Annotated in this window: 21 protein-coding genes; 9 read left to right on the top strand and 12 right to left on the bottom strand. The window is 70.8% G+C overall.

Annotated features, from left to right (window positions below):
- Positions 1-36 precede the first annotated feature (36 nt).
- Together ABZ272_RS22845 and ABZ272_RS22840 are read right to left on the bottom strand one after the other, a co-directional pair.
- Positions 37-2397 (bottom strand): UvrD-helicase domain-containing protein, encoded by a 2361-nt coding sequence (locus ABZ272_RS22845; protein ID WP_355051949.1) that lies wholly within the window; start codon positions 2395-2397, stop codon positions 37-39.
- Between the two features lie 329 nt (positions 2398-2726).
- A complete protein-coding gene (locus ABZ272_RS22840) occupies positions 2727-3353 on the bottom strand; it encodes a hypothetical protein (RefSeq protein ID WP_355051948.1) in 627 nt (208 codons plus the stop codon).
- Between the two features lie 186 nt (positions 3354-3539).
- Between ABZ272_RS22840 and ABZ272_RS22835 the strand changes: the two genes are divergently transcribed.
- A complete protein-coding gene (locus ABZ272_RS22835) occupies positions 3540-3932 on the top strand; it encodes a hypothetical protein (protein WP_355051947.1) in 393 nt (130 codons plus the stop codon).
- A gap of 152 nt (positions 3933-4084) precedes the next feature.
- Here ABZ272_RS22835 and ABZ272_RS22830 read toward each other — a convergent pair whose 3' ends face one another.
- Positions 4085-4963, bottom strand: a complete 879-nt coding sequence (locus tag ABZ272_RS22830) for a cellulose binding domain-containing protein (protein ID WP_355051946.1) — start codon at positions 4961-4963, stop codon at positions 4085-4087.
- A 130-nt stretch (positions 4964-5093) separates the two neighbouring features.
- Between ABZ272_RS22830 and ABZ272_RS22825 the strand changes: the two genes are divergently transcribed.
- The 3 genes from ABZ272_RS22825 to ABZ272_RS22815 all read left to right on the top strand — a co-directional run bounded on the left by ABZ272_RS22825 (position 5094) and on the right by ABZ272_RS22815 (position 7323).
- Positions 5094-5441 carry a beta/gamma crystallin domain-containing protein gene (locus tag ABZ272_RS22825; RefSeq protein ID WP_355051945.1) on the top strand — a complete coding sequence of 116 codons (348 nt, stop codon included), beginning with the start codon at positions 5094-5096 and terminating at the stop codon, positions 5439-5441.
- Between the two features lie 215 nt (positions 5442-5656).
- The gene (locus tag ABZ272_RS22820; protein WP_355051944.1) at positions 5657-6562 is read left to right on the top strand and encodes a hypothetical protein; all 906 of its coding nucleotides are present in this window, start codon (positions 5657-5659) and stop codon (positions 6560-6562) included.
- Positions 6563-6699: 137 nt separating this feature from the next.
- Positions 6700-7323: a hypothetical protein gene (locus ABZ272_RS22815; protein ID WP_355051943.1), complete on the top strand. Its 624-nt coding sequence runs from the start codon at positions 6700-6702 to the stop codon at positions 7321-7323.
- 5 nt (positions 7324-7328) lie between these two features.
- Here the strand turns inward: ABZ272_RS22815 and ABZ272_RS22810 are convergent, their stop codons facing one another.
- Both ABZ272_RS22810 and ABZ272_RS22805 read right to left on the bottom strand, forming a co-directional pair.
- Positions 7329-7697: a DUF4180 domain-containing protein gene (locus tag ABZ272_RS22810; protein WP_355051942.1), complete on the bottom strand. Its 369-nt coding sequence runs from the start codon at positions 7695-7697 to the stop codon at positions 7329-7331.
- Positions 7690-8154 (bottom strand): helix-turn-helix domain-containing protein, encoded by a 465-nt coding sequence (locus tag ABZ272_RS22805; protein WP_355051941.1) that lies wholly within the window; start codon positions 8152-8154, stop codon positions 7690-7692. The genes ABZ272_RS22810 and ABZ272_RS22805 overlap by 8 nt, the downstream gene beginning before the upstream one ends.
- 99 nt (positions 8155-8253) lie before the next feature.
- Here ABZ272_RS22805 and ABZ272_RS22800 point away from each other — a divergent pair, with 99 nt between their 5' ends.
- Positions 8254-11655, top strand: coding sequence for an AAA family ATPase (locus ABZ272_RS22800; RefSeq protein WP_355051940.1), 3402 nt, complete (start codon positions 8254-8256; stop codon positions 11653-11655).
- A gap of 313 nt (positions 11656-11968) precedes the next feature.
- On the opposite strand, the gene ABZ272_RS22795 is transcribed toward ABZ272_RS22800, so the two are convergent.
- Together ABZ272_RS22795 and ABZ272_RS22790 are read right to left on the bottom strand one after the other, a co-directional pair.
- Positions 11969-12832 (bottom strand): ABC transporter permease, encoded by an 864-nt coding sequence (locus ABZ272_RS22795; RefSeq protein ID WP_355051939.1) that lies wholly within the window; start codon positions 12830-12832, stop codon positions 11969-11971.
- Entirely contained in the window at positions 12829-13842 is a 1014-nt protein-coding gene (locus tag ABZ272_RS22790; protein WP_355051938.1) for an ATP-binding cassette domain-containing protein, read from the bottom strand. The genes ABZ272_RS22795 and ABZ272_RS22790 overlap by 4 nt, the downstream gene beginning before the upstream one ends.
- A 175-nt stretch (positions 13843-14017) precedes the next feature.
- On the opposite strand from ABZ272_RS22790, the gene ABZ272_RS22785 reads away from it, so the two are divergent.
- On the top strand, positions 14018-14533 hold the full coding sequence (locus tag ABZ272_RS22785) for a GNAT family N-acetyltransferase (RefSeq protein WP_355051937.1): 516 nt from the start codon (positions 14018-14020) through the stop codon (positions 14531-14533).
- Positions 14534-14570: 37 nt separating this feature from the next.
- Here ABZ272_RS22785 and ABZ272_RS22780 read toward each other — a convergent pair whose 3' ends face one another.
- Positions 14571-15557, bottom strand: coding sequence for an aldo/keto reductase (locus ABZ272_RS22780; RefSeq protein ID WP_355051936.1), 987 nt, complete (start codon positions 15555-15557; stop codon positions 14571-14573).
- Between the two features lie 83 nt (positions 15558-15640).
- Positions 15641-16393: an SDR family oxidoreductase gene (locus ABZ272_RS22775; protein ID WP_355051935.1), complete on the bottom strand. Its 753-nt coding sequence runs from the start codon at positions 16391-16393 to the stop codon at positions 15641-15643.
- 102 nt (positions 16394-16495) lie between these two features.
- Between ABZ272_RS22775 and ABZ272_RS22770 the strand changes: the two genes are divergently transcribed.
- Positions 16496-17338 (top strand): helix-turn-helix transcriptional regulator, encoded by an 843-nt coding sequence (locus ABZ272_RS22770; RefSeq protein WP_355051934.1) that lies wholly within the window; start codon positions 16496-16498, stop codon positions 17336-17338.
- Between the two features lie 60 nt (positions 17339-17398).
- On the opposite strand, the gene ABZ272_RS22765 is transcribed toward ABZ272_RS22770, so the two are convergent.
- Both ABZ272_RS22765 and ABZ272_RS22760 read right to left on the bottom strand, forming a co-directional pair.
- The gene (locus ABZ272_RS22765) at positions 17399-18250 is read right to left on the bottom strand and encodes an aldo/keto reductase (protein ID WP_355051933.1); all 852 of its coding nucleotides are present in this window, start codon (positions 18248-18250) and stop codon (positions 17399-17401) included.
- A gap of 97 nt (positions 18251-18347) precedes the next feature.
- Positions 18348-19307 (bottom strand): LysR family transcriptional regulator, encoded by a 960-nt coding sequence (locus ABZ272_RS22760; protein ID WP_355051932.1) that lies wholly within the window; start codon positions 19305-19307, stop codon positions 18348-18350.
- A 48-nt stretch (positions 19308-19355) separates the two neighbouring features.
- Here ABZ272_RS22760 and ABZ272_RS22755 point away from each other — a divergent pair, with 48 nt between their 5' ends.
- On the top strand, positions 19356-20240 hold the full coding sequence (locus tag ABZ272_RS22755; protein ID WP_355051931.1) for a serine hydrolase: 885 nt from the start codon (positions 19356-19358) through the stop codon (positions 20238-20240).
- A 149-nt stretch (positions 20241-20389) separates the two neighbouring features.
- The gene (locus tag ABZ272_RS22750) at positions 20390-21364 is read left to right on the top strand and encodes an MBL fold metallo-hydrolase (RefSeq protein WP_355051930.1); all 975 of its coding nucleotides are present in this window, start codon (positions 20390-20392) and stop codon (positions 21362-21364) included.
- Between the two features lie 37 nt (positions 21365-21401).
- Here ABZ272_RS22750 and ABZ272_RS22745 read toward each other — a convergent pair whose 3' ends face one another.
- Positions 21402-21941 (bottom strand): DUF1697 domain-containing protein, encoded by a 540-nt coding sequence (locus ABZ272_RS22745; RefSeq protein WP_355051929.1) that lies wholly within the window; start codon positions 21939-21941, stop codon positions 21402-21404.
- Positions 21942-21967: the final 26 nt, after the last annotated feature.

Raw genomic sequence — 21967 nt, 5'->3', positions numbered from 1 at the left:
CAGGTGAACTGCCCGCTCGACGACTGGATGCGCTGCCTAGGGCTGATCATTGAGGAGGTCGCCGACCCGGGAGATCACTGAGGCCCAGAGTTTGGGGGACACCGTATCCCGCAACAACGTCGCGACCTCTTCGGCTGCCAGATTGACGATCCGTTCAGATGCCTTGCCCTGCGGCATCGGTGCAGACGGCCGTACCTCCGGGATCGAATCGGCACTCCCGTTGGGGCTTACCTCGACGGTGGGTGCCGGCAGCTCTCCAAGAAGCTCCCTGAGGACGGGTCCCCACGGGTCGTCCGCCTCGGCTGGCTCCTGATCATCGGCGACCGATGGATCCGGAGCCAGGGGAACATTCCCGGCTGAGCCCGGGTCCTCGACCTCTGGAGAGGCGGGAAGGCCCAGAGGGCTCCTCACGCAGACGATGTCCAGGTAACGCGTTGTCCTTGTGAGCGCGACGTAAAGCAGACGGTGGCCTCGGGCATCTTCGGCGACGATGTCCTCGGGCTCGACCACGACGACCGAGTCAAACTCGAGCCCCTTGGCCTCCTGGGGGCTGACAAGGTTGATGCCCGGGCCCAACTCGCCCGCCGACGCCGCCCGCCATGCGACGTCCCTCGCCCTCAGCTCCCCCTCGACGTCGTCTCGGCACGAGGCCGGGCAGATGATCGCCACCGACCGACCGTGCGAAGCGTGTTTCATCGCGACGCTGACAGCCTGCGCGGCTCGGTCCTCCGAGTCCGTTCGGTGGATTCCGGGCTCCGCAGGTCCCTCACGTACGACCTGGGGAGCTTGCACATCGGGTGCGGCCACGGGTAGCAGCTGGGCGGCCAACTCGAAGACCTGGCGGGGCACGCGGTAGCCGTAACGCAGAGACTGGAGATCCTGAGGAAGGGAGTTTGGTATGTGGCGGACGGCCTCATGCCAGTCGTCTCGTGCCCACAGTCCAGTGGACTGGGCAATATCCCCGACGATGGTGAAGGACCCGTTCGACGATCGCCGAGCGACAGCGCGGAGTTGCATCGGGGAGAGATCCTGCGCCTCGTCCACAACGATGTGTGAAAAGCGCGCGGGTACGGCGTTGACCAGGTGTTCCACCTCGTCCAATACAGCGAGGTCTGCATCGCTCCAATGCTCCTCGGAGACCTTGTCAGCAGCACGACGATGGAGTTGGGCCACCTCACGCGCGGTGAATTCATCGCCAGCCGCCGCGATGAGGCGGTCACGAGATCCAAGAAGTTCTCGGAGGAACGCCGGGGCGGTAAGGGAGGGCCAGAGCCGGTCCATCACCGGGTCCAAAGCAGGGCGGAGCTTCTGTGGCCCTCGGCGAAGCTCATCAGCGAGCCTCTCCGACGCCGAGTCGAACACGAGTTCGGTAAGAAGCTGTCGCAACAACTGCCGACGTTCCGTATAGGTGCCGGCAGTGCTCTGGCAACGGGCGATCAGCCCGGTGATCCGATCGGCATCGAGGGCGACCTTCTGCCCTGCGAAGTCGAGCCGTACCGTCTGCTGATCGTCCGGGAGGCCGACCCGGCCGTACAGCCCTCGCAGCACCAACCCCGCCATACGCGCATCGCCCTTGAGCCGGGCCACCTCGGGTGCCTCAGATCGGCCGCGCCTCACCGGAGGGTGGAGCTGATGGATGTCGAGCTGTTCAACGCTCGTGTCACCCAAGCTCGGCAACACGAGACGGGTGTAGCGGGTGAAGGTGGGGTTCGGGCCCACGATGAGGATGTCCTGCGCCGAAAGCTGCTTCCGATGGTTGAACAGCAGCCAGGAAACCCGGTGCAGAGCTATCGCAGTCTTTCCGGTGCCTGGCCCTCCCTGAACCACAAGGAGCTGGTCCATGGGTGCTCGAATGATATCGAACTGCGCGGCCTGGATCGTGCGCACGATGTCATTCATAGAGCCAGTGCGGTTGCTCTCCAGCTCCGCAAGAAGCGCGTCACCTGGACCGTCGAACGTCTCAAGCTCAGCGATGTCGGCGGTCACCTGCGCCAGAACCAGATCATCGAAGTCGAGGATCGTGTTGCCCTCGCACTGGAACGTCCGCTTCAGGCGCAGACCGCACGGATCTTCGTGGGTGGCCTCATAGAAGCGGGTGGCTACCGGCGCCTGCCAGTTGATCACGACGAGTTCCGATTCGTCGTCGAACACCGCGTGGTGACCGATGTAAAGTCTCTCGCCGTCCTCGTCGTCCATCCGAGCGAACGCTATGGGTTCGTCAGGACTTCCGAGGCGCTCCTGCCGCGCCTGGGCGTCCTTTCGGATCCTAGCCGCCGCCCCGCTGTTCGCGGCAGCACCAGCAGCGAGGTTGAAGCTGGAGCGCATTCGCTCTCGGTGCTCCCACCCAGCATCGAAGTACTTCTGCTCGCGGCTTAGCTCGATCGGGTCGACACTCACTGCGGACCCCCGTTGGACGTGAGGCTGAAGATTGCCACCGATAGCAGCGCCACCGATTGCCGAAGCTGGCCTGGATTCCATCGACCGTAGAGTTTGGTCTGCCCGGTGTCGCTCGGCTGAATGCCCGAAGTAGCCGCCCCTTCGGACGAGACGAACTACGTAGCTGGATGCTTGCCCGGCACGAATCGTCGTTTCGGGATTGTCTTTTTAGGGCGCGATCTTCCTGTCGATGGGCGGAGATGTACGCGCTCGCGATCGGCGTTAGCGCCGGGCAGCCGGCCTCCTGCTCGCGCTGCTCGCGACACTCGCGGTCGTGGTGCCGCTGCCTGCTAGCCAAGGAGCATGCGTGCACGTTGGCTCGGCTTCAAGGTGGTGACCTTGAACGGGCAACTCTTGTCGGTCAGCAAGGTGTACGCCTTGATGGCCCGTTCGGCGGCATCTCGGGCTTGCTCGGTGGGTGCCATGCCTCTGCCGCGATTGCGGAACAGCGCTCCGTAGAACGCGGAGCAGAAGACGCCACTCTCGTGCCAGCCAATGATGGCTGACGTGCCGATGTAGGTCACTTCCCCTTGGAGGCAGTCCCGCACCGCCTTCTGCCACACGCCGGTGCCGGTCTTGCAACCATCCGCGATGATGGCGCTCGTCGAGATGCCCTGGCCTTGGCTCGCCGCAGTCTCCCCGAGCTCCTCGAGCGAAATCTCGACGTTACCGTCCGTGCTACTGAACATCGGCGTGACCGTGTGGTCGCCGTGGGCCATGACGTGCAGGACGTCGCATGACCCGGTGAAGGCCGAGAGTACGGTGGCCGGGTCGCGTGATCGGACGAAGTCGATGTCCACGACGGGCTCAATCGATCCGGCATTGATGTTCTGCAGGGTTGACTGCACGAAGGTCATCGCCGCGTCGAACGACGAGTCCAGTCCAAGGTCCAGCAGGCTTACTCTTCTAGCCCTCATCGTGCCCCCTCCCCGTGATCCGATCGCCGGCCGTCGCAGAGATCGACCGTACGGGCTGTCCCTCGCCGTGTCGTTCGGGCAAGTGCCTTTCCGAGGGAGCCCGTTCGGTATGCGTCAATCCCCAATCGGCCGACTGCTGGTTTAGGCGCTCGAGAGCTTCGGCAGATGGGTATGTAGGGTTTGACGATGACCGACGCGCAGGCGCAGGATCTGCTCGCCCATTTCACGCCTCCCTGTCCGTACACCAGGGAGGCCGCCGGGAGCGCACCTAGTGCGTCGGGGGTGCACGTGGTCCTCGAACGCGGCAGGGTCCTCTACGCCGGTTGGACGGGAGACTTGCGCCGACGTCTGCAACAGCATCTGACCGGCAACCGTAGCTCGTCCGTGCTGCACGACCAGGTCGGGCAACAACTCGACGAGCCCGGTCGAGAGGCGTCGGCGGACGAGATTGCGGATTGGTTGGGACAGCGCGAGGTCCGTTGGCAGGAAACCGATTCCCCTCAGTCGCTCAGGGACGCTCTGGTCTTGGCGTTGCGGCCTCCCTTCAACCGAAGCGTGCCAGTTCAGCCTGGCGGTTGACGTAGGCACGCGCCGCTTGTCTTGGCTGACGCGCTCCCGCGTCACCCGCCCGTTCCCCGCTCAGTGATACCTGTGAGTCATAGTTATGACTCACAGGTATATCGCTCGTCAGGACAAGGCCCGCCGGACCGGCCGCACCGGCCGGTGCGCGGTCAGGACGATGTGTCGCCGAACTCGCGTACCCCGTCGACGTCGAGCGTGATCTGCCAGTTCTCCGTCCACTGCCCGGTGGCGGCGAGCCAGCTCGGGTCGTCGCGTTCGTCGATGTCACTCCAACTGTGCCGGTGGTGCCGTAGCTGGATCGGCCCGGTCGACTGGCCCGGCGCGAGCGTACCGTCGGTGAAGGTCAGCTCCACCCAGCCGGGGACGGCAGTGCCCGGCGGGGGATTCGGCGGTGCCGGCGTCGACAGCCCGACCGGCCCGCCTGGTGGTACGAAGAACTGCACGGTTTGCCGGATCCTTTGGCAACCCAGCGCGGCCCAGTCGCAGTTCGGCACCAGCGAGGTGTTGCCGCCCTCGAAGCGCAGGTGGTAGCGCACCCGCACCGTGCTCAGGTCCAGCGGCGCGGTGCCGGTGTTGGTGACCTTCAGGAGGTGCTGGATCTGGTTGTTCGTCGGTGACCAGTCGAGGTTGAGGTAGCTGATCGTCGCGCGACCGCTGGCGGTGCGCACGGTGGTGGCGGGCGAGGTGTCGGAGTAGCCGCCGAGCGCGCGGGCGGCAACCGCGATCCGGTACGTCGTGCCGGGCGCGAGGTCGGTCAGCGTGATCGTGGTGTCCGTGGTGGAGCCGAGGAAACGGTACGTGTACGGACCCAGCGGCACCTGCACCTCGTAGTTGATCGGCTGCTCCGCCCCGGGTTCCACCCAGGCGGAGGGCGTCCAGGTGAGCGTGAGTCGATGCGGCTCGTTGACGACCACGGTCGGAGTGCCGGGGGTGCTGATCGCCGGCCCGTCGGCGCGGGCGGCGTTGACGGCGAGCAGGCTCGCCAGCGCGGCAAGGGCGACGGCGGCGGTGACGCGGCGAGCGGGCATGGCCGAATGGTAGCCCCCATCTATCAATGGCAATAAATATCTCGCTCGGAGGTGAACCACCGGGTCGTCACGGGCGTAGTGGTGGCGCGCACGACACCACTCCCACCGAAACAGAAAGGACCCCGCGTAGATGAAGACGCGCGTCAAGAAGATCGCCCTCGGTGCGGTGGCGGGCCTCGCCCTGACCATCGCGCTCCCGGTCAGCCCTGCCCTTGCCATCAACTCGGTCACCTGTGGCACCCGGACGGACTTCCTCAAGCTCGACATCACGCTCGGCACCGTCGGTATGGCCAGGTGCTTCGCCAGTCGGGGCGTCACGGCCGTGAACATCGGCGGCGTCCACCACTACACCTCCGGCAACAACAAGGTGACTGTCAACTACGAGGCCGGCGGCCAGTACCACACGAGCACTGTCGACAAGTGGTACGGAGTGGACTTCGGCCGCACGGTAAGGGTGTACGAGGTGCGGATCTGGTGACCACTGGCCGGCCACACCGGCCGCGTCCGTGATCGAGGGGCGTCCTCACCGCACGTAAGCGCGGCGGAGGGCACCCCTCATGGTCCGTTACGCGACGTAGTCGGCTTGGAGATAATGCCTGGTCAGGTGGCTACCTAGCGTGAACCCGTCATCACGAACGGCCTCGACGTCGGCGTCGCACTGCCGCCCCGTCCGGCCTCAGACGGGAGAAACACATGCGTACTCAGAACACGACCCGCCGGTTCGGCGCTCGCGCGTCCGTACCCGTCCTCATTCTTCTCGCGACCGGGGCGGTGCTCGCCCCGGCGAGCCCGGCGTCCGCCGCGGTCCCCGGTCTGGTGCGGGTCGCCGCGACAAGCGTCAGCAACTCGGCCGACTACCGCAGCGTCACCGCGACGTGCCCGGTCGGGAAGGTGCTCACCGGCACCGGTTACGAACTGAACGGCGTCACCGGCGAAGGTGTGGTCGACGACCTGCGCCCCAACGGCGGTGTCGCCACGGCACCCACAGCGGTCACCGTCGGCGCCTACGAGACCGAGGCGTTCGCGGGAAACTGGTCGGTGACGGCGTACGCGATCTGCGCCAACCCGCTGCCCGGCCTGGTCCGGGTCACCACGACCGGCGTCAGCAACTCGGCCGACTACCGCAGCGTCACCGCGACGTGCCCGGTCGGGAAGGTGCTCACCGGCACCGGTTACGAACTGAACGGCGTCACCGGCGAAGGTGTGGTCGACGACTTCCGCCCCAACGGCGGTGTCGCCACGGCACCCACAGCGGTCACCGTCGGCGCGTACGAGTCGGACGCGACGACCCTGAACTGGTCCGCTACCGCGTACGCCATCTGCGCCAACCCCCTGGCGGGCCTGGTGCGTGCCGCCACGGTGGGTGCCAGCACCTCGGCCGACTTCCGCAGCGTCACGGCGACCTGCCCGGTTGGGAAGGTGCTGACCGGCGCCGGCTACGAACTGAACGGCGTGACCGGCGAGGGCATCGTTGACGACTTCCGCCCCAACGGCGGCCCCGCGACCGCCCCGACGTCCGCCGCGTCCGGGGCGTACGAGGAGGACGCCTTCGCCGGCAACTGGTCTGACACGGCGTACGCCATCTGCGCCACGCCGTAGCGCCGACGTGCGGTGGCCGTCCCGAAGCCAGGGGCGGCCACCGCCGTGTTCGTTCCCCCGATATGGCGTCAGCGGGCTGTCGTGGGTGTGCCTTGGCCATAGCGTCCGGACAAGGACGCGAATCGAGGGAGCACACCATGACTAGTCCTGAGCCGCAGGAGCGAACCCCGGTCATCGTGCGGGTGGATCGCTGGCGGGCGGGACTGCCACCGGATGCGTGGCCCGACGCCTTCCCGGCGAGTGGCGAGGTCTGGCGGCGCGACGTCTTCGCGGTGGCCGAGGCGTGCCGTGCTGGCACCGCGAGTCCACGTCACCTGCTGGCGGCCGTGCTGGCCTGGGCTTACGGCCCCATCGGGTACGGCCCGTGGCGCGCCGCCAGGTCACTCGCCGCCGACCCCGACGGCAAACGCCTGGCGTACGCGCTGGAGGAGGTGTGCCCCCCGACGCCCGACGAGGAGGCGTTGCGCACGGCGTACCGCCGCTTCAGCGACCCCAACCACGCTCGTCTGCCGTGGTTGGGGCCCGGCCTGTTCACAAAGGTTCTCTACTTCGCCGGTTACCGGCGCGGCGCGGGCGGTGTGCAGCCGTTGATCCTCGACCGTGTGGTGGCCAGTCAACTCCCCGCCGAGGCGGGTGTCGGCCGCCGCAACGGGTGGTCGTCCGAGGAGTGGCTCGCCTACCTGCGCTGGGCGGCCGAGGCGGCTCGGGTCAGGGGGGTGCAGCCGGACGCGGTGGAGATGGCGGTCAGGCCCGACCGGTGAGCTGGCTATCGGGCGGCGCGCAGTCGATCGTCGAGGGCGTCCAGGTCCGGCACGAACCAGATCTGCTCGCCCCGGTTCGACTCGTGCACCAGGGCGCGCAGCGCCGAACTTCCCGCGAGCTGCGTCGAGATGTCGCCGACCACGGCGAGCCGCAGCCGGTAATTGACGAACTTCTGCATCACGTCACCGGCGAAGCGGGTGCCGAGCGAGAAGAAACGGTCGTCGAGCCGGTGGGCCGGCACGGCCACCACCTGGGCGCCGAGGAAGGCCGCGCCGATCAGGTCGAGCGCGTCCTGCTCGGTGGCGATCGGCGGCCCGGCCGGGTCGCAGACCAGCACCGGCACTCCGGCGCGCTGCTGCATCTCGTCAGGCATCGGGGACCTCCCGGTCGATCAGGCCGTTGTCGGCGGTGAGGACGGCGTCGAGCAGGTGGAGCAGTTCGGCGGTGCCGGCGGGATCACCGATGATGATGATCTTCAGGCGGTGTCGCTGGTCGTCGTACACGGTCTGCACCCGCAGCGGCCGGGTCGGGTCGTGCCCGGTGTTGGCGCTGGCGAGCACGAGCGTGCCGAGCCGGTCGGCGGCGGCCAGGTCGACACCGTCGACCTGCACGATGCTCGACACCTCGGCCTGACCGACGACGCCGGCGGCGGGCGTCCCGCCGAGGGGTGGTCGTGCGGTGAGCGCGTCGAGGTCGCTGGCGGCGATCCGGTACTGCTTGCCGATCCGCACGGCGCGCAGCCGGCCGGAGCGGATGTAGCCCCGGACGGTGCGTACGTGCAGGCCGAGCCGGTCGGCGACCTGCTCCACCGAGTACATTTCTTCCGTCATCACTCCCTATCCTACTCTCGTAGGGTAGTTTAGGGAGTGGTGGGTCCGGCCGCATATTCGACGCTCACCGTCGGTGGGGTCCAGTACCGTCTGGGAACCATGGACGCGCGGGCCGGCGACGCCATCATCGGGCGGGATCATCCCGCGGGTCTGCTGCGCGCTGAGCTGGACCGGGCCGCCACCAGCCATGGCGGTCTCGTCCTGGTCACCGGCGAGCCGGGCATCGGCAAGACCACCCTCGTCACGGCGGCGGCACGGGAAGCCCGCCAACAGGGCGCGCTCGTGCTCGGCGCGGCCTGCTGGGACTCCGACAGCGCTCCCGGCTACTGGCCGTGGGTGCAGGTGTTGCGCGCCCTGCGGCGTTCCGCCGACGACTGGGCGCTCGCCCGCCCGGCCGCCGAACCCGCCCTTGCGGCCCTGCTGGGCGAGACCGGCACCGGTGACGTTCCCGGCCTCACCGCCGCCTGGTCGGCCCGCGACGGCCAAGACGTGGCCGACCGGGAGGCGTTCGCCCTGTACGACGCCGTGACCGCCGCCCTGGTCGCCGTCTCCGCGCACCGGCCGGTGGTGGTCGTCCTCGACGACCTGCACTGGGCCGACCCGGCCTCGCTGCGGCTGCTCGGGTTCGCCGCCCAGCACACCTGGTTCGAACGCCTGTTGCTGATCGGCACGTACCGCGACGCGGAGGTCGAGGCCGGCGATCACCCGCTGCGCCCGCTACTGCTGCCCCTGGTCGCCAAGGCCACCACGATCACCCTCACCGGCCTGGCCCGTGACGAGGTGGCCGCGCTGATGGCGCGTACCGCCGGTCGGGAGCCCGACCCCGACCTGGCGGACGAGGTGCACCGCCGCACCGGTGGCAACCCGTTCTTCGTCGAGGAGACCGCGCGGCTGTGGCACGCCGACGGCACCACCGGCGCGATCCCGCCCGGCGTACGGGAAGCGGTGCGACAGCGGCTCGCCCGGCTGCCCGCCCCGGTGGTCGAGGCGCTGACCGTCGCCGCCGTACTAGGGCGTGAGTTCCACCGGCAGGTCCTGGCGGCCAGCGCGGCGATACCGGTGGCGTCCGTCGACCGGCTGCTCGACGACGCGGTGAGCGCCCGGCTCGTGGTCGCCCGGGGTGCCGGCCGGTTCACCTTCGCCCACGACCTGGTCCGCGAGACCCTGTACGACGGGCTCACCACCGACGACCGGCAGGCCCGCCACGCGGCGGTGGTCCGGGCGGTGGATCCGCCGACCGCGCTCACCGACCGGCTCATCCCGGCGGATCTGGCCCGCCACGCCTACCTGGCCGGCGCTGCGCTGGACCGGACCCGGGCCGGCGAGCTGCTGGTCGCCGCCGGGCGGGACGCGTTCGCCCGGCTTGCCGCCGACGAGGCGGGGGTGCACTTCCGCCGGGCACTGGAGATTGTCGAGGACCCCGCGCAGCGGATTCGGCTGCTCGTCGACTTCGGCGAGGTGCAGTACCACCACGCCGGCCGATCCGAGGCCGCACGCCTGTTGGCCGAAGCCGCGACGCTCGCCCGTACGCTCGACGACCCGGTGCCACTGGCGCGCGTCGCGCTCACCGTGCACCGCGCCCGTCAGGTGGACACCACAGTCGCGGTTGACACGACGGACCTGGTGCGCGAGGCGTACCAGCGGTTGATCGGCGAGCCCGCCCCCACCGCCTCGACGGGCGCGCTGGTGGCGGACCTGATCACCGCGACGGAGACCATCGCCCGTCGTGGTCGCGACGACGAGGCGCTCACCTTCAGCCTGTGGGCCCGCCACGACACCACCTGGGGGCTGGGCACCGCGGCGGCACGGGCCGCGCTCACCGCCGAGATCCGGGACGTGGCCCGTCGCGCGGGCGACCGGGAGACCGAGCTGTGGGCCACCTCGCTGCGCTGGGTGGCGTTGCTCGAACTGGGCGACCCGCGCTTCATGGAGGAGTTCACCGCCTTCGTCACCGTGGGTCAGCAGGGCGAGTTGGCCCGTCCCCGGATGGCGGCGGCCGTCGACGGCGGGATCATCGCGGCGTTCCGGGGCGACTTCGCCGAGGCGGACGAGCGGTTCACCATCATCGCCGAGCTGTCCGACCCGGGGCACGCCGAGTTCGCCTTCATGGGTCACCACCTGCGCTGGGCCCGGCTGCTGTTGCAGGGGCGCTTCGACGAGATCGACACGCTGCTGCACGAGTGGGCGCCGACCGACTACCCGTACCGGGAACTGCTGTCGGCCATCACGGCGGCCGAGCGTGGCGACGACGAGCAGGCGGTGCGGTTGACCGCCGGCATCGAGGCGGCCGGCATCCACTACCCGCGTCCGGTGTCGCCGCTGTGGCTGCGGCTGCGCGCCCAGGCCGCCGCCGCGTCCCGTGATCCGCAGCGCTGCGACGACGCGCGGGCCGCGCTGATCCCACACCGTGGGCAGTGGGCGGTGGGGCTGTTCGGCTGCGACATCAGCGGGCCCATCGACCACTGGCTCGCCGTGGTCGACGCCGCGCGGGAGCGTTGGGACGACGCGATCACCGGGTTCACGGCGGCCCGCGACGCCGCCGACCGGATGGGCTCCCGACCCTGGTCGCTCATCGCCCGCGCGGGGCTGGTGAACGCCCTCGCCGGCCGCGACCAGCCGGGCGATGCCGCCACGATTGCGGAGCTGCGTGCCACCACCGTCCGGGACGCCGCCGCCCTCGGCATGAGGCAGGTGCTCCTCCGGCTCGCCGACCCGGCACCAGCCCACGTCGAGTTGGACCAAGGCGGGCTGGCTCACGCCGTGTCGGGCCACGCCGTGTCGGGCCCCGACACGGCGTGGCCCGCCGTTGGGCGGGCCGAGGGCAGCATGCTGGGCGATGTCGCGCTCGCTGGCCAGGCCGGCGGGAGAGGCCACGCAGGCGAGGGCGACCAGGTGGTCGGGGGCGGCCCGGCCGTCGGCCGGCGTCAGGTGACGCCGGCCGACCCGACGATCGAGGGGTACGCGTTTCGACGCGACGGGCCGGTCTGGCAGCTCGCCTACGCGGGAGTGGTGGCGCACCTGCCCGACGCCAAGGGCCTGCACGACCTGCACCTGCTGCTGGGCCGCCCCGGCAGCGACGTACCGGCGGTGGAACTGCTCGACCCGACCGCTGGGCCGGTGCTGGTGGCCGCCCGTCGGATGGGCGGCGACCCGGTCCTCGACGACGAGGCGAAGGCCCGCTACCGGCGGCACCTGACTCGCCTCGACGACGAGATCGACCGGGCCGCCGCACGTGGCGACACGGCGAAGGTCGGCGCGCTGGACGCCGAGCGCGGCGCGTTGATCGAGGAATTGCGCTCTGCGGTGGGGCTGGCTGGTCGGAGTCGACGGCTGGGCGACGAAGCCGAACGGGCCCGCAAGACGGTCACCGCGCGAATCCGCGACACCCTGCGCAAGCTCGACGACAACCATCCCGCGCTGGCCGACCACCTGCGCGAGGCGGTCTCCACCGGCGCCACCTGCCGATACCTCCCACAAACCCGCCTCCCCTGGCACCTCTAACCCCCGCCCCGCACTTCCCCGCGCCTTCCCCGCGCCCTCCCCGCGCCTCCGCGCCCTCCCCGCGCCCCCGGCGCCCCTGCGCCTCCCCGCCTCGGCGATCTTGCACTTTCGGTGGTGGATTTGGCCGCTCTCGTGGCCTATGTCGACACAGAATGTGCAAGATCGCGGGGCAGTCGTCGTCAGGTCTCGTCGATCATGAAGTTGTGGTGCCCGGTTTGGGGGTCTTGCAGCGACTTTGTCGCCCACCACAACTTCATGATCGACGGGGCGGGGCGGGGCGGGGCAGGGCTCGACGGGGCGGGGCGGGGCGGGGTTAGCGGCGGTTGTAGCGGTGCATCGTTAGGGTGCCGAAGACGATGACGAAGCCGGCGCTCCACACCAGGAGCCACATGGTGGCGGACGCGTCCGAGTTGCCGGACATGACGGCACGTACCGCGGCCACCAGCTGCGTCACCGGGTTGACCTTCACGAACGCCTGGAGCCAGCCGGGCATGGTGCTCGGCTCGACGAAGACGTTGCTGAGGAACGTCAGCGGGAACAGCACCATCATGCTGACCCCCATCACCGACTTCTCGCTGCGCAGGATCAGGCCGAAGAACGTCCACACCCACGAGAACGCGAACGAGAAGACCACCAGCAGCCCGATCCCGGCGGCCACCCCGGCGACGCCACCGCCGGGCCGGAAGCCGAGCGCCAGCCCGACGCCGAGGATGACCAGGGCGGCGAGGATGTAGCGCAGCACGTCGCCGAAGATCATGCCGACCAGCGCGGCGGGCCGCCAGACGGGCAGCGTCCGGAAGCGGTCGAAGATGCCCTTCTCGATGTCGGTGTTGAGGCCGACCCCGGTGTACATGGTGATCATCACGACGCTGGTCACCATGATGCCGGGCAGGAAGAACTGCAGGTAGTCACGCGGGCTGTCGGCGAGGGCGCCACCGAACAGGTACGTGAACATCAGCACCATGATGATCGGGAACGCGGTCACGTCGAAGAGCTGCTCCGGTACGTGCTTGATCTTCAGCAGGGCCCGCCAGCCGAAGGTGAGCGACGCCCCCAACGCGCTCGGCCGGGCCGGTCGGGTGCCCGGCGCGAGAACGGTCGCCAGCGCCTCGGCGGACGGTACGTAGACCGACGGCGCCCGCCCGGCCGTGCCGGCGGTCGTGGTCGTGTCACTCATCGGGCTGCCTCCAGCTCGTCGTCGCGCTCGTCGGCCGACACGGCCGGATGGTCGGTCAGGGCCAGGAAGACCTCGTCCAGGCTGGGCTGGCCGAGGGAGAAGTCGTCCACGACGATGCCGGCGCGGGCCAGGTCACCGAGCGCGCGCGCCGCCTGTGCGCTGGCGTCCAGGTCGGTGCCGGCCTCGCCGACGCGGGCGGTCAAGGCCACCGGATCGGCGGCGAGCTGCACCGGCACGTTCAGTGCCTCCCGGAGCACCTGTTCGGCCTGGGGCCGCTGGCCGGGATCGCGTAGTCGCAGGTGGACGGTGCCGGAGCCGACCGACGACTTCAGCTCGCCCGGGGTGCCCTCCGCGATCACCCGGCCGTGGTCGACGACCGCGATCCGCCCGGCCAGCTGGTCGGCCTCGTCGAGGTACTGGGTGGTCAGCAGCACGGTCGTACCGTGCGACACCACGGCCCGGACGATCTCCCACACCTGGTTGCGGCTGCGCGGGTCGAGGCCCGTCGTCGGCTCGTCGAGGAAGAGCAGGTCGGGAGTGTTAAGGATGCTCGCGGCGATGTCGATGCGTCGTCGCATGCCACCCGAGTACTTCTTCACCTGGCGTTCGCTCGCCTCGGTCAGACCGAACGCGGCCAGCAGGGCCGCCGCGCGGTCCCGGGCGGCCGGCTTACGCAGGCCCAGCAGGCGGGCCAGCAGCACCAGGTTCTCCGTGCCGGTCAAGTCCTCGTCGACCGAGGCGTACTGGCCGGTGAGGCTGACCCGGCTGCGAACCTTGTCGGCCTCGGTGACCACGTCGTGCCCGAAGACCCGCGCCGTGCCGCCGTCGGGACGCAGCAGCGTCGCGAGCACCCGGACCGCCGTGGTCTTACCCGCCCCGTTCGGGCCGAGCAGGCCGTAGACGGTGCCGGCGGGCACCCGCAGGTCCATGCCGGCCAGCGCCCGGGTCTCCCCGAACGTGCGGGTGAGCCCTTCGGCCTCGATGGCCAGGCCGGTGGCGCGTCTGTTCATCATTCATACCTCTCGTCCGATGGCCGGCGACGTCGTGGTCGGTGTGACCAACGACCCCGCCGCCCTACAGGCGCGAGGTGGCGACCGCCGGCCCGCTAGATCGGAACTAGCGAGTGCCGTTTCGGGACGGAATGTCGGTGGGGCCGGCTTGACTGGAGCCGACGAGGGGGACGGAATGACGCAGGTACGCATCGAGCCGTGGCACGAGGATGATCTCGATCTGCTGCGGCAGCTCAACTCACCGGAAACCCGCCGACACACCGGCGGCCCGGAGACCGACGAGCAGGTGCTCGCCCGGCACGACCGGTACGTGCACTTCGCCGAGGGCGGGCCGGGGTGCATGTTCACCGTGGTGCTGCCGGACGGCACGCGGGTGGGCAGCGTCGGCTACTGGCCTCGCGAGTGGCGCGACCAGCCGGTGTACGAGTTGGGCTGGGCGGTGCTGCCCGCGTACCGGGGGAAAGGGCTGGCCACCGTCGCGGTGCGCGCGGCTCTCGACGTGGCGCGCGCCCGACGGGACCGGCGCTACGCGCACGCGTACCCGTCCGTCGACAATCCCGCCTCGAACGCGGTCTGCCGCAAGGCGGGCTTCACCCTGCGGGGCGAGACGGATTTCGAGTACCCGCCCGGGCACCTGATGCGGGCCAACGACTGGCAGCTCGACCTGACCGCCCCGCCGGCCGACGAGTGAGGCCGACGGGTGAGGTCGGCGGGACGGCCGTCGCAGGTCACCAGGTGGTGTCGAGACGGTGCCGCTGCTCGGCGGTCAACTCCAGCTCCACGGCGGCCAGGCTCTCCTCGAGCTGGGCCACCGAGGAGGCGCCCACCAGCGGAATCGACGGCAGGTCGCCGCCCAGCAACCAGGCGAGCACCACCTGGTTCACCGTCGCGCCGGCCTGCCCGGCGACCTCCCGCAGGGCGGCCAGCCGCCGGGGCGTGCTCGGCAGGTCGTACGCGGCGTCCAGCGGCACGTCCGGCCGGCTGTACGCCCCCCTGAGCAGCGGCGAGTACGCCACCAGGGTCAGCTCCGGCTCGGCGCGCAGATAGCTGAGCAGGTCGCCGCCAACACCGCCCAGGTCGCCGTCCGGGTCCAGCTCGCTGGCCACGTCGAAGCGCCGGGCCAGATAGCTGTGGCGGTACTGGAGTACCTCGTACCCCGGGAGGCCGGCGGCCGCGGCGAGCGCGCGGGCCCGTTCCACCCGCCAGGCGCGGTGGTTGCTCGCGCCCAACAGGCCCACCGTCCCCTCGGCGACCAGCTCGGCGAAGCCCTCCACGGTCTCCGTGAGCGACACCGTCCGGTCCTCGATGTGTGCGTAGAGCAGGTCCAGCCGTTCCACGCCGAGCCGGTCACGGCTGCGCTCCGCCGACTCGCGGATGACCTTCGCCGACAGGCCCTCGGCGTTGTCCAGGTAGCTGGTGCCGGGAGCCAGTGGGCGGGCGCCCAGCTTGGTGGCGATGACGATCTCGGTGCCGATGCCCCGGCTGCGCCGCCACCGCCCCAGCAACTCCTCACTCTGGCCGCCCTGTGAACCATCGACCCAGAACGCGTAGTTGTCCGACGTGTCGATGAAGGTGCCGCCCGCCTCGACGTACCGGTCGAGGATCGCGTACGAAGTGGCCTCGTCGGTGGCGCTGCCGAACAGCATGGCCCCGAGGCTGAGCACGCTGACCTCGCGCCGGGTCGCCGGGTCGGCGCCGATGGTGCGGTACCGCATGGGATCTCCTTCCGGACGCCCTGCCGACGGGCGCCCGAGGACCACCCTCGTACCTGGAGCGCGCTCCAGGTCAAGCGTCCGTCTCACCAGGGGAGCACCCCGTACCCGCCGCCGGCGTCCATCTGGAAGCCCCAGAGCAGTCCGCTCGGCCCGTCCGCCGGCAGGGTCGCCAGGTGCACGCTCACCTCGGCGCCCTGCTCCGGCGTACGGAAGCCGCTGTTGCCGTTCAGGTCGGTGGCGCAGTAGCCGGGGTTCGCCGCGTTCACCTTGATCGGGGTGTCCCGGAGTTCCTTGGCGTACATGGCGGTGAGCATGTTCAGCGCCGCCTTCGACGACGGGTACGGCACGGAGGTCAGCGCGAAGAGCGCGCCGTCCGGGTCGGTCATCACGGCGATCGAGCCGACCTCGCTGGAGACGTTGACGATCCGCGCCGCCGGTGCCCGGCGCAGCAGGGGGAGCAGCGCGTTGGTGACCGCCACCGGGCCGAAGACGTTCGTCTCGTACAGCCGGCGCATCGTCGCCACGGTCGTCTCGCTGGGCAGCCCCCGCGTACCGTCGGCGAGCACGATGCCGGCGTTGTTGACCAGCACGTCGAGCCGGTCGTACTCGGCTTCGACGAATTTCGCGGCGTCGGCCACCGACGTCGGGTCGGTGACGTCCAGCGGCACGAACACCGCGTCCATGCCGCCGTCGCGCAGCTCCCGCTCCGCGGCGCGGCCCCGCTCGGCGTCCCGCGCGCCCAGCAGGACGGTCATCCCGAGGGCCCCGAGCTGCCGGGCGGTGGCGAGGCCGATTCCCTTGTTGGCCCCGGTGACCAGGGCGATCATGTTCGTCATGCCGTCGAGCCTGTGCCCGACAGCGGCCGGTGGGGAGAGACGCCGCGAGGCTGGGACCGGCGGTACCACCCTGGCCGACCCGGTAGACGGCATGCTGGGGTCATGACGAGCAGCGGCCTGCGACGTGACGAACTGGCGGCGTTCCTGCGCGCCCGCCGCGCCCGCCTGCGGCCCGCCGAGGTCGGCCTCCCCGACGGGGTACGGCGGCGTACGCCCGGGCTGCGTCGGCAGGAGGTCGCCCAGCTCGCCGGCATGTCGATCGACTACTACATCCGGTTGGAGCAGGGCCGGGGCCCGCACCCGTCCCGGCAGGTGCTCGCCGCCCTGGCGCGGGCGCTGCTGCTGAACCGCGACGAGCGGGAGTACCTGTTCCGGATCGCCGGGGAGAACCCGCCCTCGGCCGTCGGCCCGAGCCGCGAGGTGCCGCCCGGGCTGCGGCACCTGCTCGACGCCATGACCGAGACCCCGGCGTACCTCGTCGACGCCGCGTACCACGTGCTGGCCTGGAACCGGCTGGCCACGCACTTCGTGGGGGATCTCGCTGCCGTGCCGCACGCCGAGCGCAACATGATCCGCTGGACCTTCCGGCAGCCGATGACCGACGCGCACTGGTCCGACGCCGACGCGCGTCGGTTCGTGCACACCACGGTCGCGGACCTGCGGGCCGCCTACGGCCGCTACCCGGCCGACCCGGCCATCCGCGAGCTGGTCACCGAACTGCTCGGCGCCTCGCCGCGCTTCGCCCAACTGTGGGCCGAGCACGAGGTCGGGGAGCGCCGTCCCGTCGTGAAACGGGTGGCGCATCCCGAGCTGGGGTCGCTGGAGTTCGAGTGCCGGGTGCTGCTGGTGCCGGAGACCGAGCAGCGGTTGATCGTCTACGTCGCCACGCCCGACTCGCCGACCCAGGCGGTGTTCCGCCGACTCGCCGAGCGTGTCGACAGCTGACCCGCCCGCGAACAGCGCGCTGCCCCGGAGTCAGCACCCCGGGGCAGCGCTGTCCGCGGGTCAGCGGGGCACGTAGGCGAAGGTGTCCGGGTTCGGGCCCTGCCGCCCGGCCTCGCCCTTGTCCAGTCCGGTGATCCGCTCCATCGCCGTGTCGTCCAGCTCGAAGTCGAAGATCCCGGTGTTCTCCTCGATCCGCTTCGGCGTGGTCGACTTCGGGAAGATGATGTCGCCGCGTTGCACGTGCCACCGCAGCACCACCTGCGCCGGGGTGCGGCCCACCTGCTCGGCGATGTCGACCACCGTCGGGTCGTCCAGCACCTTGCCCTGCGCGATCGGCGACCACGCCTCGGTGAGGATGTTGTGTTCGCGGCCGTACGCGCGGACCTCGTCGTTGCCGAAGTACGGGTGCGCCTCGATCTGGTTGACCGCCGGCACCACGCTCGCCTCGTCGGCCAGCCGCCGCAGGTGCGACACCTGGAAGTTCGACACGCCGATCGACCGGGCGCGGCCGTCGCGCTGGAACTCCTCCAACACCTTCCAGGTCGAGACGTAGTCGCCGTCGTACAGGGTCGGCAGCGGCCAGTGGATCAGGAACAGGTCGATGTAGTCCATCTTCAAGGCCGACAGCGTCGAGTCGAACGCCTTGCGGGCGTCGTCCGGGCGGTGGAAGCCGTTGTTCAACTTGCTGGTGATGTACACCGAGCCGCGGTCGAGGCCGGACGTGCGGACGGCCTCGCCGACCTCGGCCTCGTTGCCGTACATCTCGGCGGTGTCGATGTGCCGGTAGCCCACCTCAAGCGCCGTGGTCACCGCCGCGACGGTGTCCTTCGGCTCGATCTGGAACACCCCGAAGCCGAGCTGCGGAATGGTCGTGCCGTCGTTCAGGCTGATGTCAGGAATCGTGAGTGCCACTGCGGCTCCTTCGCGTCTTCGTTATCCGTCATCCATACCCGGGCAGGTGGACGATTCACCGCCCAAAGCGAGGTGACGAGCGCAACGGCGATCCGGTTCACCCGGTCGTGTCGAACAACACCGGCCAGGGCCGTGCCGCCGGCGCCGGGGGCGACGTGGGTGGCGCCGGCTCGGCGGCGGCCAGCACCTCGGCGGCGAGCTGCCCGACCATTGCCGCCGCCGGATGCGCCGACCGCTGCGGCCAGGCCGCCGACGTGCGCTTGGTCAGCGGCGTGTCGGCGAGCGGTCGCCAGGCGATCCGGGGTTCCCGGCGGGCCAGGGCCGCCGGCTCCACGGCGACGCCGCCGCCGGCCAGCACCAACCCGAACAGGAACTCCGGGTTGCGCGCCGGCCGCACCCGCGCCGGCCGCCACCCGTGCTGTCGGCACACCCCGAGCAGGTGGTCGTGCCAGCCCGGCGCGGTGGCCCGGGGAGCGGTCACCAGGTCCAGGCCGGCGAGCGCGGCGAGCGGCACCTCCCGGCCGCGTGCCAGCGGCGAGGTCCGCGGCAGCAACACCCCCAGGGGTACGTCGACCGGGGCACCGAAGCGCAGCCCGTCCGCCTCGACCGGATGGTGTACGAGCCCCACGTCGAGGCTCCGCTCGGTGAGCATCCGCACCTGCTCGGCGGTGGTCAGCTCGTGCAGCTCCACGTCGAGGCCGGGCGTACGGGCCGCGAGCTGGTCCAGCAGCGCCCGCAGCGTCACCGCCGGCGTCTCCGGCGGCACCCCGGCGCGCAGCACGCCCAGCTCGCCCGCGCGGACCTGACCCATGAGGTTGCGCAGCCGACCCTCGCCGGCGAGCAGCTCCTCGGCCTCGGCGAGCAGCAGACCGCCGGCCGTGGTGAGCCGCACCTGGCGACGGGAACGGTCGAACAGCTCGACGGCCAGCTCCCGCTCCAACCGCTGGATCGACTGGCTCAACGGCGGCTGGGCCATTCCGAGCAGCTCGGCCGCCCGCCCGTAGTGCAGCTCGTGGGCGACCACCACGAAGTGCCGCAGATGTCGGAGCAGGTCCACGGCCGGACCCTACGGCAGCGACGGAGAGTCACTGGATACCGTGCCGGGGTGGACGTGGGGGAGCGGATCGAGGCCATCTTCGCCGACGCGGGGGTGACCGGCAGCCTGCACGTCGTGGACCTGGACGCGGCGGGCCGGGAGGTCGGGCTGCGGGCCGACGAGCAGGTGGTGATCGCGTCGATCTTCAAGATCCTGCTGGTGCTGGAGTTCGCCCGGCAGGTCGCGGCGGGCCAGGTCGACCCGACCGAACGGGTGCTGGTCACCGCCGCCGACCGGCTCGGCGGGTGGGGGTTGGCCGGCTGTGCCGACGACGCCGAGGTGTCGTTGCGGGACCTCGCGTACTTCGCCATGTCGGTCAGCGACAACACGGCCGCCGACCTGCTGCTGCGTCGGGTCGGTCCGGACCTGCTGCCGATGCTCGCCGCCGAGCTGGGCCTCGGCCGAACCCGCGTTCTCGGCGGCCCCCGGGAGCTGGTCGAGATGATGCTCGCCGACGTGGGGGCGCGTACCGAGGCGGAGTTCGCGCGGATCTTCCCGACCCTGCCGGCGGACCAGGTCCGGGCCATGCGGGTCTTCGACCCGCAACGCACCACGTCCAGTACGGCGCGGGACATCACCCGGCTGCTCACCCTGATCTGGCGGGACGAGGCCGGGCCGGCGTCGGCGTGCGCGATGGTTCGCGCCTGGATGGCCCGGCAGCTCTTCTGGACCCGCCTGGCCGCCGGTTTCCCGCCCGCCGTGCGGGTGTCCGGCAAGACCGGCAGCCTGCCCGGACTGCACCTGGAGGCCGGGGTCGCCGAATACCCCGACGGCGGCCGGTACGCGATCGCCGTCTTCGCCCGCGCCGAGGATCTCGCCCCGCGCCGGATCGACGTGGACCTGGCCGTCGGGCGGGCCGCCCGTACGGCGGTGGAGGCGTTGCGCGGCGACTGAATTTCGGCGGTGTCGAGCGACGGGACACCACCGTCGAGCAGGCCCGATATGCGGTGACGTATCGGAGGCGACAGCGTTCGATCTTGGACCTGGGCCCGATGGCGCTGGTTGGCTCGGGTCGACCGATCAACCGACACGGGGAGATCCACATGTCCCACCTCGACCGTCGTCGCTTCCTCCGCGACGCCGCAGCCACCACCGCCCTGGTCTCGGCCGGCGGACTCGCCGCCTCGACCACCCCGGCCCAGGCCGCGCCCCCGGCCGCCGCACCCACGCCGACCACCCGTGCGAAGGGCGCGATCAGCTTCCGCTGGTGGGGTACGGCCGGCTGGCGCATCGACATCGCCGACCGGACCATCCTGGTCGACCCGTTCCTCAGCCGGATCGACACCGGCCTGTTCGCTGGCGCGTTCAAGACGGAGACCCCGTTGACCGTGCGCACCGACGTGATCGACCAGCGCGTCGAGAAGGCCACGACCGTGCTGGTCACGCACACGCACTGGGACCACTACATGGACGTGCCGTACATCGCCGGGCGGACCGGCGCGCGGGTGTTCGGCACGCTCACCGCGTACCACCTCGGGTTGGCCTACGGGGTGCCGTCGGCGCAGCTCAGCGCCGTCAAGGGCGGGGAGGTGCTCGACTTCGGCGACCACACCGTCGAGGTGGTCGGCTCGCTGCACAGCCGCAACGCGTCGTACTCGGTGGCCTTTCCCGGGGTGCGGGTCAGCCAGCCGGCGCGGCCGGCGACCATCGCGGACCTGCCGGAGGGCGACACGTTGGGGTACCTGCTGCGGGTCGCGGGCGGCCCGTCGGTCTACTTCACCGGGGCCAGCGACGTCGCCGAGCGCAACCTCAGCGGCCTGACGCCGGACGTGGCGATGGTGGCCATGCAGAGCGCCACCACCACCGCCGACTACCTGCCCCGGCTGCTGGCCGGTCTGGACTACCCGAAGGTCGTGGTGCCGGTGCACTGGGACAACTTCGAGACGCCGTTGCGGAACCCGCCGGTCGTCGCACCCGCCGACCGGGCCCGGCTCGACGACATGATCGCGGCGGTGCGTCGGATCTCGCCGCGCAGCCGGGTGCTGGTCCCCGAGTACGAGACCGCGTACCACTTCTGACCGGTCCCGGGCGGGCGTCCGCGCCCGCCCGGTCGCGTCAGCCGGCGGCCAGCTCCGCCAGTGTGCGCACCGACTTCCAGTTGCGGGTGGTGCCCACCACGCCGAGCTGCTTCTCCAGGTACGCGTTGGTGAACTTCGTCCGCCCGTAGCCGCCGTCGGGGAAGTGCAGGAAGACCTCGCGGCCGGTCACCGTGAACGCCACGTTCTCGCCACCGGGCACGGTGAGCGCGTCGACAAGCGACTTCTTCGGAGCGGTCGCGAGGAAGGCGACCAGCAGCCGCTTCGGGTCGTCGTCGATCTCGGCGTACGGGTTTCCGCCGGCCACCGCCGCCAACTCCCGGCCGCTGCGCACCAGCACCGGCACGGTGAGCCCCAGCTCGTCGGTGAGCGCCCGCTCGATGCCGGCGGCGAGCTTCTCCGCGTCGCGCACCGTGCTGCCGAAGACCACGTTGCCGCTCTGCAGGTACGTCGTGACGTCGTCGTGGCCGAGGTCGGTGACGATCCGGCGCAGGTCGGCCATCGCGAGGCGGGTGCTGCCGACGTTGACTCCGCGCAGCAGCGCGACGTACCGGGTCATGGCTCCTCCTGGGTCCGCACGGCCGA

Source organism: Micromonospora sp. NPDC005979, from assembly GCF_040614415.1.
GTDB lineage: Bacteria > Actinomycetota > Actinomycetes > Mycobacteriales > Micromonosporaceae > Micromonospora.
The sequence above is the reverse complement of the archived record's forward strand: the minus strand, read 5'-3'. Positions and strand labels throughout refer to the sequence as shown.

Coding starts and splice junctions, on each gene's coding strand:
- ABZ272_RS22840 (WP_355051948.1), bottom strand. CDS start 3,353: ATGAGGGCTAGAAGAGTAAGCCTGCTGGACCTTGGACTGGACTCGTCG.
- ABZ272_RS22835 (WP_355051947.1), top strand. CDS start 3,540: ATGACCGACGCGCAGGCGCAGGATCTGCTCGCCCATTTCACGCCTCCC.
- ABZ272_RS22830 (WP_355051946.1), bottom strand. CDS start 4,963: ATGCCCGCTCGCCGCGTCACCGCCGCCGTCGCCCTTGCCGCGCTGGCG.
- ABZ272_RS22825 (WP_355051945.1), top strand. CDS start 5,094: ATGAAGACGCGCGTCAAGAAGATCGCCCTCGGTGCGGTGGCGGGCCTC.
- ABZ272_RS22820 (WP_355051944.1), top strand. CDS start 5,657: ATGCGTACTCAGAACACGACCCGCCGGTTCGGCGCTCGCGCGTCCGTA.
- ABZ272_RS22815 (WP_355051943.1), top strand. CDS start 6,700: ATGACTAGTCCTGAGCCGCAGGAGCGAACCCCGGTCATCGTGCGGGTG.
- ABZ272_RS22810 (WP_355051942.1), bottom strand. CDS start 7,697: ATGCCTGACGAGATGCAGCAGCGCGCCGGAGTGCCGGTGCTGGTCTGC.
- ABZ272_RS22805 (WP_355051941.1), bottom strand. CDS start 8,154: ATGACGGAAGAAATGTACTCGGTGGAGCAGGTCGCCGACCGGCTCGGC.
- ABZ272_RS22800 (WP_355051940.1), top strand. CDS start 8,254: ATGGACGCGCGGGCCGGCGACGCCATCATCGGGCGGGATCATCCCGCG.
- ABZ272_RS22795 (WP_355051939.1), bottom strand. CDS start 12,832: ATGAGTGACACGACCACGACCGCCGGCACGGCCGGGCGGGCGCCGTCG.
- ABZ272_RS22790 (WP_355051938.1), bottom strand. CDS start 13,842: ATGAACAGACGCGCCACCGGCCTGGCCATCGAGGCCGAAGGGCTCACC.
- ABZ272_RS22785 (WP_355051937.1), top strand. CDS start 14,018: ATGACGCAGGTACGCATCGAGCCGTGGCACGAGGATGATCTCGATCTG.
- ABZ272_RS22780 (WP_355051936.1), bottom strand. CDS start 15,557: ATGCGGTACCGCACCATCGGCGCCGACCCGGCGACCCGGCGCGAGGTC.
- ABZ272_RS22775 (WP_355051935.1), bottom strand. CDS start 16,393: ATGACGAACATGATCGCCCTGGTCACCGGGGCCAACAAGGGAATCGGC.
- ABZ272_RS22770 (WP_355051934.1), top strand. CDS start 16,496: ATGACGAGCAGCGGCCTGCGACGTGACGAACTGGCGGCGTTCCTGCGC.
- ABZ272_RS22750 (WP_355051930.1), top strand. CDS start 20,390: ATGTCCCACCTCGACCGTCGTCGCTTCCTCCGCGACGCCGCAGCCACC.
- ABZ272_RS22745 (WP_355051929.1), bottom strand. CDS start 21,941: ATGACCCGGTACGTCGCGCTGCTGCGCGGAGTCAACGTCGGCAGCACC.